Raw genomic sequence first — 9,821 nt, forward strand, 5'->3', positions numbered from 1 at the left:
AAGCCACATTATACAATGTGGCTTAGTATGTTTGTTTTTATTTTAACTTTTAAAAATCTGCCACCATTTTTTTTCTTCTGCCTGATAACCATAGCCATACTTATTGCCATACCCAAAATTACTCTTATGTACATCATTAACGACAAAACCTACATTTTTAATTTTCTTAGTGTCAATATTCTTATTAGCGAAATCAATAAATTCTTTTTCAGTTGTTTCAGATCTTGTCACATATACGGTAGCATCTGCAACATCTGCAATTAATAAAGAATCGGATACTAACATTAATGGTGCGGTATCAAGAATTATGTAATCATAATCAAGTTTTAATGAGTCTAAAAGCTCCTCGTATCTACCATTTTGTAGCAGTTCTGTTGGATTAGGAGGTATCACGCCGGAATAAATAAAATCGCAGTTAGCATGAAATCCACTTGGATTAATAATCTCTTTTGCATTAGTTATTTCACCGTATAAATATTCAGAAAGTCCTTTTGAATTTTTCATTGAAGGATTATATCTCTGCAACTGAGGATTTCTAATATCAGAGCCAATTACCAATACTTTTTTCGATGGTGATGCAAATGCTAGTGCTAAGTTTACCGAAACAAAAGTCTTCCCTTCTCCTTTTACAGTAGAGGTAACAAATATCTTTTTAGCATAGTTACCTTTTGGTAGTACGTAGTTTAGATTAGTTACCAGAATTCTAAAAGCTTCTGCTAAAGGGGAAAGATCGTTTTTTGTAATAACTTTACCGTCATTTTTATATAATCTTGGAATCTCACATAAAATTGGATTATTAGTCAGTTTTTCAAGATCATGCTTATTTATAATTTTATTATTCAACAATTCTTTCAAATAAATAATAGCTACCGGAATTAGAAGCCCAATAACAAGGGAAACTAATAGAGCGATTAATTTTTTGGGAGCAATCGGTTTTTTAGCAACATAAGCATAATCTACAACCCTTGCTTTCTCTCCAGTCATAGCCATAGAGATTGCTGCTTCTTCTCTTTTTTGCAGCAGTAACAAGTAAAGATTTTCTTTTATTTGCTGCTGTCTTTCAATATTTCTAAAAAGTTTTTCTTGCTTCGGTAGTTTTCTTATTTCACTATCACTGCTACCATTTTCAGTATCAACTTGTCTTTTTGTTGCATTAAGATTTATTAAATATCTCTGAATACTTTCTCTCATGGCAGTCTTCAGACTTTGGATATCTTTTGTGATTTCTTTTACAAGTGGATTATCCGGTGTCGCATTTTCCAAAAGTCTGTTTCTGTCTATTACAAGTTTATTATAGGCAGTTATATTAGAGGTAGCTGTTGTATTATCTAATCCGATATTAGTAGGTAGTACTTGATAATTACTGGATTGTGCATCAATATAATTTAGAAGCATTTTACTTATTTCTATCTGCGTATCTAGCTCCAAACTTTTTCGCCTTGTTTCTGTAGATATCTGCAAATTTATTCTAGCTTCTGTGGCTATATCTACAATATCATTTTCTACTTTAAATCTTTCTTTATCACTTTCTACATCTCCAAGTTCCTTTGAGATAAGCACGATTCTTTCATCAATGAAATCTTTAGTTTGCTTAGATTCGGTATTTTTATCAGTAAGCGCATACTCATTGTAGACAGTGACAAGGTTATTAAGTATGTTTTTAGCTTTATCCTTGTTGGGATGTGCCATAGACAGAGAAATTACAGTTGCATCCTTATCCGCAAGGTCCACTTCTAAATTTTCCTGGTAATCGTTAACAATCCCATCAAAATCAGAATATGTAATGTAAAAATCATTCAAATCCAGTTTTCTAACCTTATACCTGTTAAAATTTGGATTTTTGGTAATCATTAGATTAGCATATGGCAAACTAATAGTTTTATTGAAAGTAGTAACAATATCTTGATTCAGCTCTTTTGATGAAAGAACAATTTTATCACCGGATATTTTGACGTCAATTGGTTTTTTTGGTAATTCTTCATATTCCTTCTCATTGATTACCAAAACGTTAAAAGGATTAGTATCCTTATAAAGTTCTACATCGTGAAATTTTTCTCTAGAATATATAGAAACTTGAAATTTAAGATTCCTAGCAACATCTTCTACGATTCTTTTAGACTTAAAGATTTCCAATTCATTTTCTATGCTGTTTGTTCCCATACCAGCAAAACCTCCTAATCCAGATAAAACCCCAAAGTCTCCTGATGCATTAGACATTTTTTTTGCATCTTTTATTAAAACAGAAGATTGTATCTTAAAAACCGGAGTAGTAAAAAGTATGTAGCAGATTGCCAAAATGATTGTAAAAAAAACTGAAAGTACAAACCAATACCATTTCTTCACATATGGTTTAATTATCTCTCTTAAATTAAGTTCTTCTTCCTTTTTAGTCAATTCCATTAAATGAGTTATTATTTTTAAAAATATGTCGTAAAATTTACAAATATTTTAACGTTATTTAAAATACTGGTTATTATAGTTTTATCTAAATATAAGTGCTAATACACCCACAACCACCGATACAACAGATATAATTAATCCAATTTCTGGCCCATAAGAAGAGGCACTTTGTCTAGCTTTGTTTGGAGTAACATAGATTACATCATTTTGCTTAACGTAATAATATGGAGAGTTAAACAAATCTGCACTGGTTAGATCTATGTATTGTTTCGTTGTAACACCATCTACATTTCTTATCACTAAAACATTTTTTCTTTCGCCATAAATAGTCAGGTCTCCTGCCAATCCTAAAACATTAAGAATAGTTGTAGGTTGCCCGTTATCAATTGTAAAAGTCCCTGTTCTATTGACTTCCCCTAATACGGTAACTTTATAATTTACAGTTCTTAAATTAACGCCTGGATTTTTAATGTATTTCGAAAGTTTATCTTTTAGCATCTCCCTCAATTGATCCACGTTGAGACTTGTGGTATTAATAGAACCTAAAATTGGGAAGTCTATATTACCCTTACTATCTACAATGTAAATAGGTTCTACAGAAGCACTTCTACTAGGTACAGAAGAGTACTGAGACATATCCGTTGAATAGTAATTTTGATTGAATGGTTTAGCTACTTCATTGTCTTTAGCCAGCACTACAATGCCTAACATATCACCGGGTTGTATTGTTGATGTATTTGCTCTTATCGACTCTTTTATAGCAACATCCTCGATGTTTTTAAAGTATTGAATATTTTTTTTCGTATTACACGAAAAGATCATCAATAGGACAAAAACCATAAAAAATACAGATAAAACTCTTCTCATAAACTTTAATTCTTAACTGAAGGTTTGCAAATATAGGAATTCTTATTTATCTAACGATTCATAAATAGAATTATTGCTTTTAAATTCTTTTACGATAGATTTTAGGATTCTCACAATTTCCTGCTTCTCTTCTTTTTTAGAAAACTCGATGACAAGATCCGTTAACTCATCTATTTCTAAGAATTGCATAGATGGATCTTTAGAAATCATAATCTTATCGTGCGAAGTGGGAAGAGTTCTTGTATTATCACTCAAAAGTTCTTCATATAGCTTTTCGCCAGGCCGAAGTCCTGTATAGATAATTTTTATATCAATATCTGGCTCAAACCCGGATAGCTTTATCATTCTTTTCGCTAATTCCAGAATCTTAACAGGATCTCCCATATCAAAGACAAATATCTCTCCTCCTGAGCCCATGGTTCCAGCATTGAGCACCAATTCGCAGGCTTCTGCAATAGTCATAAAATATCGGACAATATCCGGATGAGTAATGGTAACTGGACCTCCTTTTTCTATCTGTTTTCTAAAATGAGGGATAACAGATCCATTGGATCCCAAAACATTTCCAAATCTGGTTGTAATAAATTTGGTAGTATTACCTTCGACATTCTGAAGAGACTGAACAAATAACTCTGCAACTCTTTTTGAAGCCCCCATTACATTGGTAGGATTAACAGCTTTGTCTGTAGAAACCATTACAAAACGGTTGACCTTATACTTGCTGGAAAGTAAAGCCAGATTTTTAGTTCCCAATACATTTACCAAAACCGCTTCATGTGGGTTATCTTCCACCAAAGGAACATGCTTGTAAGCCGCTGCATGATAAACCATAGAAAAATTATATTTGGCAAATAATGGTTCCAAACGACTTAGATTGGAGATATCAGCTAATATGAATTTAAAGTTAATATGAGGATATAGCTCTCTCATTTCCAACTCGGTATCGTATAATGGTGTTTCGGACTGATCCAAAATTATGATTTGCATTGGTTCTAACAGAGCAACCTGCCGTACAATCTCTCCTCCAATAGAACCAGCTCCTCCTGTTACTAAAATTGTCTTCTGAAAATGTCTTTTTTTAACTTCAATATTATCCAGTTTGATTTGCTTTCTATTTAATAAATCTTCAATCTGAATTGTTTTTATATTTCGAATAATATCGTTTGTCCGAAGTTTTTGCATAGCCGGAGCTTTATAAATTTTCAGATTATTCTCCAAAAGTAAATTAACCCAAAACTCCAATTCTTCTTTTTGAAGTGCTTCTTTTATAACCAACACACCATTAATATCATTAATACCATTTTTCAAATTATTAATGAAATTTTGTTTTGTAATAATCTTTTTATCTAATAGCTTAATATTAACTTTTTTATTACTGTAAGATATAAAACCCTGGATATCAAAGGGAAGATTAGGATTAGAAAGAATAACCTGAGCAATAGCAACAGACAAGTCATCATCACCTAATATATAAATTTTCTTTCTGCTAAGACTTCTCTTATTTTGTTTAATGAGATTAAATACGCCTTTCACACAAACTCTAAAAACAAATAAACAAAGACAAGAGATCGCAAAATACAATCCCAAAAATGGTATCAATACAACTTTTTGCTGTGATCCAAAATAGTAGCTGTAGTTAATTATAATAATGGTTAAATTACTACAAAGATTTGCAAGGAAAATCTTAAACAAATCAATAAAAGTAGAATGGCGTATTACTCCAAGGTATGTTTTGAATATATACATATAAAAAACATTGACCAAAGTAATAAACATAAAAACATAGGGTAAAGGAAAAACATTATAATGTTTCACCTCCAGCCCCATTACTAATAGATGAGATGCAAAAAGAGATAAAATTAATATAAGTATATCAATAACTAAGATAACCCACCTTGGCAAAAATTTTAAATCTGCAAGATCAAGTATATTATCATTGAGTGAAAATCTTAAAAGATTTTTAACCTTCTCCATTTTTTTTGGTTAGCTATTTTTGAAATTGGTAATTATTTACAACATCATGAATTCTTTTTTTATCATCACTTGTAATATTAGAACCCGAAGGCAGGCACAAACCTCTTTTGAATAAATCTTCAGCAACAGTCTCTCCATAATATGGACAATCTTTGAAAACTGGCTGAAGGTGCATTGGCTTCCACAGTGGACGTGTTTCTATGTTTTCTTCTGCAAATGCAGTCATTAATTCCAGATTAGTTTTTTCTGTAAAATTTGGATTAATTGTAATACTCGTCAACCAATGATTAGAATAGTAATCTGAGTTTAATTCGGAGAAAACTTCAACAGCATCAATATTTGAAAATAATTCTTTATAAAAATCGTGATTCTCTCTTCTTTTTTGCACTCTTTGTTCCAAAACTTCCATCTGCCCTCTACCAATACCTGCACAAATATTACTCAATCTGTAATTATATCCAACCTCAGAATGCTGATAATGTGGTGCAGTATCTCTTGCTTGGGTTGACAAAAATATTGTCTTGTCTTTTTGTTCTTTTGTATTAGTGACCAAAGCACCTCCACCTGAAGTTGTAATGATCTTATTGCCATTGAAAGAAAGTAAAGCAAACTCTCCAAAAGTACCACATTGTTTGCCTTTATAACTAGACCCCAAAGCTTCTGCGCTATCTTCTACTAATGGAATATCATATTTATTACATACTTCCATCAGCTCATCCATCATTGCCGGCATGCCATAAAGATGAACAACTATAACGGCTTTTGGTTTTTTATTTCTTTTGATTCTATCAAGAATAGCTTGTTCTAAGTAAACCGGTGACATATTCCAATTAGACTCATCAGAATCTACAAAAACAGGATTTGCTCCCAAATATTTGATTGGATTAGCAGATGCCGAAAAAGTGAATGACTGGCAGATTACTTCATCTCCATAACCGACTCCTAATTGCACCAAAGCTAGATGTAAAGCTGCCGTTCCAGAACTGAGGGCAGCTACGAGTTTTTTCCCTCCAAGAAATTTTTCTAGTGCATTTTCAAATTCATCAACATTTTTCCCTAGCGGAGCAACCCAATTTTGATCAAATGCTTCCTGAACATATTTCATTTCTCCTCCACCCATATGCGGAGATGACAGCCATATTTTAGATTTCATTGATTATAATTAATTAAAATAATTCAATTTTTATTTTTTTTTGTTAACAAAGTTAATATTATTTAACTTTATTAGGTAATAGTTATTTATTCTGGTTGAAATATTATTTAGACTATTTTGAAATATTCTTTATTATTTTCGCAGGATTACCTACTACTACCACATTATCAGGCACATCATTAACAACAACTGCCCCTGCCCCAACGATTGACCATTTTCCTATTGTCACATTTTGTTTAACAGAAGCACCAATTCCCACGTGAGCTCCTTCCAAAACTTTGACGTTCCCTGCAAGAGCAGCATTAGGAGATATGTGTACAAAATCTTCAATTTCACAGTCGTGGTCTATACAAGCAGAAGTATTGATAACACAGTGATTGCCTATTTGCACAGAAGAGTTAATTATCACTCCTGCCATTACTACATTTCCCATTCCAAAAGCAACACTTCTAGAGATAATAGCAGAGGGATGGATTAAATTAAAGTTTGCAGATTTATATTTTAAAGAATTACTTTTTCTATTATAATTGCTTCCTAATGCATAAAATATATTTTCTTTCCCCGACAGAGAATCACTATTATGGGAAACAGCGTAATCTAGTATAGTTGTAACATCTATATTTTGATCATAAACTTGTTCAATTTTATAACCTAACTCTTCGGCTATTTCTATTACCACTTTAGCATGGCCTCCTGCGCCTAAAATATTAACTTCTTTACTCATTGCCCGTGAAATTTTCTGTAGTTGCTACGCCGGCTGTGTTAATTCCTTCGCTCTTGATTACTTTTTTAATAGTTAATAAAAAAATTTTCACATCCAGCAATAAACTCATGTTCTCAACATAGTATACATCATAAATAAATTTCTGAGTCCAGGTGATTGCATTTCTTCCATTGACCTGTGCCCAACCTGTAATACCCGGTTTTATGAGATGTCTCTTTTTTTGTTCCTCATTATATAAAGATAAATAGTTAACCAAAAGTGGTCTTGGTCCTATAAAACTCATATCCCCTTTTAAAACATTAATTAATTGAGGTAGCTCATCCAGAGAAGTCTTTCTAACAAATTTTCCCATTTTCGTCAAACGAAACTCATCTGGTAAAAGATTACCAAATTCATCCTTTTGATCTGTCATGGTTTTAAATTTAATAATCTTAAAAACTTTTTCTTTTTTCCCAGGACGGTTTTGAAAAAAGAACACGTTCTTTTGATTAAAGAAATAAAGTAAAATAATAATCGCTACAAATACCGGAGAAAGTATCAGAATTAGTAAAAATGCAAAAACAAAATCAAATAGAGGCTTTATGAAATTTTTATACATCTGGTAAAACAAATCCGAAATTTAAATAATTTCGGATTTTAGATTTAAATATTAATTTTATTTTTTTTTCTTTTATAATAAAATACCAAAGTAACTGCTGTTAATATTAACACTGGTAAAGCACCATTAATTGGTACAGGTTCCCCAGGGTTACCAGGAGCTTCTGGCTGGTCGCCAACTGGAGGCAATGCTGATGCAGTTGTTTGATCTTCTTCAAAAGTTGCACTTTGAGTAACTGCAGTTTCCCGAGCCATTTTTGTCTGCTCGTTATCAAAGGTATTCTCTTGAAATTGAGCAAAAGACATAAAACTTATGCTCAAGTATAATAAGGTCAAATATTTTTTCATCGGTAGTTTAAAACTAAACATATTTTTCAGATTGTAAAGATATAAAAATTTAACAAAAATCTTAAAATTATTAATATTAAATAATATTAACAATTAGTTTCACAATTCTATTTGATTATTTTTTTGGTTTGGATATTTCCCGAGTTCTCTTCCTTAATGATATATACTCCCGAGTTAAGCAAATCACAATCTAATCTTATTTCTTTTTCAAAGGATATTTTTGACTTTATTAATTTACCACTTACATCATACAATTCAACCTTGCCCAAATTATTGGATGATTTTACAACGAAAGAGTTTCTATCTCTGTAAACCAAGAAATCAGATTTCCCAATACCGTCTGTTCCCAAAACATCTGCTTTCATACACGATTTCAAATCTGCTATCATCCGTTCCTTGACTTGCACTGAATGAATAATCCTAAGTTGTAAGATCAATATATAGACCTGTCAGTTTGTCTTTTAAATAGATTTTTTGACTCTCAGCAAAAATCCCTTCTCTTTTACTTAAACTTATTTTGTAAAGTCCAATCATCGCATGTTTAAATCCCAACGCAATAACATCTTCGCTATTCAATGGATTATTGCTAGCTTGGATTTGGAGTTTTTGGGCATTAACTTTAGAATAAAATAAATCATCACCTACAGCTAACAACTCAGCATCATAATTATTTGTTGCACCATCCATATGCGCTATCAATATTGTATTCGTCATATTATAAGGAGAAACAATCTTAACCCAGTAACGATTGATTTCTTCATTAGCATTTTTATTATTGTTGTTGAAATGTCCTGTGCTATTATTGGTTCTGATTGAATTATCAAATTTTATAGTTCCAAAATTAAATACAGTCCCAGTCGGAGGTGTTCCTCTCATTTGTACAATGAAACCTTGTGCTACTTTTATAAACTCATTAGGTGTTGGGTTACCTGTTGCAGTTTCTACACTAGTAGGCGATGTTTGCTACAGCAAGCGTAATAGTAGCATAATTGTTACCTTTATAAGATGAACCTTCCTGTGTTCCACTAGCAGAGAAGTTTGTTCTAAAGGTCGGTTTTGCCAAGCAACGACTTCACTGGTAACAGCATTAGTTATCCGAGAAATTGTTGAAGTAGAAAACTCAAAATTATACATCTCCCTAATCTGTTCTTCAATATCTGAAACGCTCATTCCTTTAGCATAAATTGAGATAATGATATTCTCCAAACCATCGATGATATTGTGTCTTTTGGGAACTAATGCAGGCTCAAAACTCCCTTCTCTATCACGAGGAACTTTAATTTCGGATTCGCCTAAGGATGACTTAATCTTCTTAGTTCCGTGTCCGTTACGGTAGTTTCCATTGGTGGTCTTTTCGTGCTTTTCATTGTCCAGATGGCTGTCTAATTCAGCATCTAACATATGCTCAACCCTTTTTTATGCAGCTCTTTGAAGAATGATGTTAAATCTTCTCCACTATTAAAAGATTTGTAAAAATCCTTATTTTTCAATAATTCTTCTTTGTTGATCATAACTATGTAATGTTAAAAATAGTAAAAAGTTATTTGGCTTCGCCGAACCACTTCGTTAGGTTTCCGCAAAATTATTTGAGCCTTGAGGGCTCATAATTTTTCAAAATAACTTTTCAACTTACACAGTTAGTGAGATACTACCGCTTCACAAAGCTTGTCCAACTTTGATTTTTTCGTTTGGCATAATGATTTTCAGGATTATAAGTTGCCTATGAACCGCCAGTCCCACTATAAACCGCATAATTAT

The 9,821-nt window shown here is 32.1% G+C and carries 9 protein-coding genes and 1 pseudogene; all 10 read right to left on the bottom strand.

Annotated features, from left to right (window positions below; genetic code table 11):
• Nucleotides 1-42 precede the first annotated feature (42 nt).
• Nucleotides 43-2,400, bottom strand: a complete 2,358-nt coding sequence (locus V7P73_RS13630) for a GumC family protein (RefSeq protein WP_333854537.1) — start codon at nucleotides 2,398-2,400, stop codon at nucleotides 43-45.
• Nucleotides 2,401-2,481: 81 nt separating this feature from the next.
• Nucleotides 2,482-3,267 carry a polysaccharide biosynthesis/export family protein gene (locus V7P73_RS13635; RefSeq protein WP_333854539.1) on the bottom strand — a complete coding sequence of 262 codons (786 nt, stop codon included), beginning with the start codon at nucleotides 3,265-3,267 and terminating at the stop codon, nucleotides 2,482-2,484.
• A gap of 42 nt (nucleotides 3,268-3,309) precedes the next feature.
• Complete coding sequence (locus V7P73_RS13640) at nucleotides 3,310-5,241, bottom strand: polysaccharide biosynthesis protein (protein WP_333854541.1); 1,932 nt, start codon at nucleotides 5,239-5,241, stop codon at nucleotides 3,310-3,312.
• Nucleotides 5,242-5,254: 13 nt separating this feature from the next.
• Nucleotides 5,255-6,394 (bottom strand): aminotransferase class I/II-fold pyridoxal phosphate-dependent enzyme, encoded by a 1,140-nt coding sequence (locus V7P73_RS13645; protein ID WP_333854543.1) that lies wholly within the window; start codon nucleotides 6,392-6,394, stop codon nucleotides 5,255-5,257.
• Nucleotides 6,395-6,506: 112 nt separating this feature from the next.
• Nucleotides 6,507-7,118 (bottom strand): NeuD/PglB/VioB family sugar acetyltransferase, encoded by a 612-nt coding sequence (locus V7P73_RS13650; protein WP_333854545.1) that lies wholly within the window; start codon nucleotides 7,116-7,118, stop codon nucleotides 6,507-6,509.
• Nucleotides 7,111-7,716 carry a sugar transferase gene (locus V7P73_RS13655; RefSeq protein ID WP_333854547.1) on the bottom strand — a complete coding sequence of 202 codons (606 nt, stop codon included), beginning with the start codon at nucleotides 7,714-7,716 and terminating at the stop codon, nucleotides 7,111-7,113. The genes V7P73_RS13650 and V7P73_RS13655 overlap by 8 nt, the downstream gene beginning before the upstream one ends.
• A gap of 44 nt (nucleotides 7,717-7,760) precedes the next feature.
• Nucleotides 7,761-8,063 (bottom strand): hypothetical protein, encoded by a 303-nt coding sequence (locus V7P73_RS13660; RefSeq protein ID WP_333854549.1) that lies wholly within the window; start codon nucleotides 8,061-8,063, stop codon nucleotides 7,761-7,763.
• A gap of 107 nt (nucleotides 8,064-8,170) precedes the next feature.
• Nucleotides 8,171-8,452 carry a T9SS type A sorting domain-containing protein gene (locus tag V7P73_RS13665; RefSeq protein WP_333854551.1) on the bottom strand — a complete coding sequence of 94 codons (282 nt, stop codon included), beginning with the start codon at nucleotides 8,450-8,452 and terminating at the stop codon, nucleotides 8,171-8,173.
• A gap of 31 nt (nucleotides 8,453-8,483) precedes the next feature.
• Nucleotides 8,484-8,939: a hypothetical protein gene (locus V7P73_RS13670; protein ID WP_333854553.1), complete on the bottom strand. Its 456-nt coding sequence runs from the start codon at nucleotides 8,937-8,939 to the stop codon at nucleotides 8,484-8,486.
• Nucleotides 8,940-9,086: 147 nt separating this feature from the next.
• Nucleotides 9,087-9,574: pseudogene (locus V7P73_RS13675) on the bottom strand (transposase); the annotation flags it as partial.
• Nucleotides 9,575-9,821 lie beyond the last annotated feature (247 nt).

The organism is Epilithonimonas sp. (assembly GCF_036780765.1).
GTDB lineage: Bacteria > Bacteroidota > Bacteroidia > Flavobacteriales > Weeksellaceae > Epilithonimonas.

Bases quoted from the DNA above. Each gene is read 5' to 3' on its own strand.
- V7P73_RS13630 (WP_333854537.1), bottom strand. From the start codon at position 2,400: ATGGAATTGACTAAAAAGGAAGAAGAACTTAATTTAAGAGAGATAATT.
- V7P73_RS13635 (WP_333854539.1), bottom strand. From the start codon at position 3,267: ATGAGAAGAGTTTTATCTGTATTTTTTATGGTTTTTGTCCTATTGATG.
- V7P73_RS13640 (WP_333854541.1), bottom strand. From the start codon at position 5,241: ATGGAGAAGGTTAAAAATCTTTTAAGATTTTCACTCAATGATAATATA.
- V7P73_RS13645 (WP_333854543.1), bottom strand. From the start codon at position 6,394: ATGAAATCTAAAATATGGCTGTCATCTCCGCATATGGGTGGAGGAGAA.
- V7P73_RS13650 (WP_333854545.1), bottom strand. From the start codon at position 7,118: ATGAGTAAAGAAGTTAATATTTTAGGCGCAGGAGGCCATGCTAAAGTG.
- V7P73_RS13655 (WP_333854547.1), bottom strand. From the start codon at position 7,716: ATGTATAAAAATTTCATAAAGCCTCTATTTGATTTTGTTTTTGCATTT.
- V7P73_RS13660 (WP_333854549.1), bottom strand. From the start codon at position 8,063: ATGAAAAAATATTTGACCTTATTATACTTGAGCATAAGTTTTATGTCT.
- V7P73_RS13665 (WP_333854551.1), bottom strand. From the start codon at position 8,452: ATGATAGCAGATTTGAAATCGTGTATGAAAGCAGATGTTTTGGGAACA.
- V7P73_RS13670 (WP_333854553.1), bottom strand. From the start codon at position 8,939: ATGAGAGGAACACCTCCGACTGGGACTGTATTTAATTTTGGAACTATA.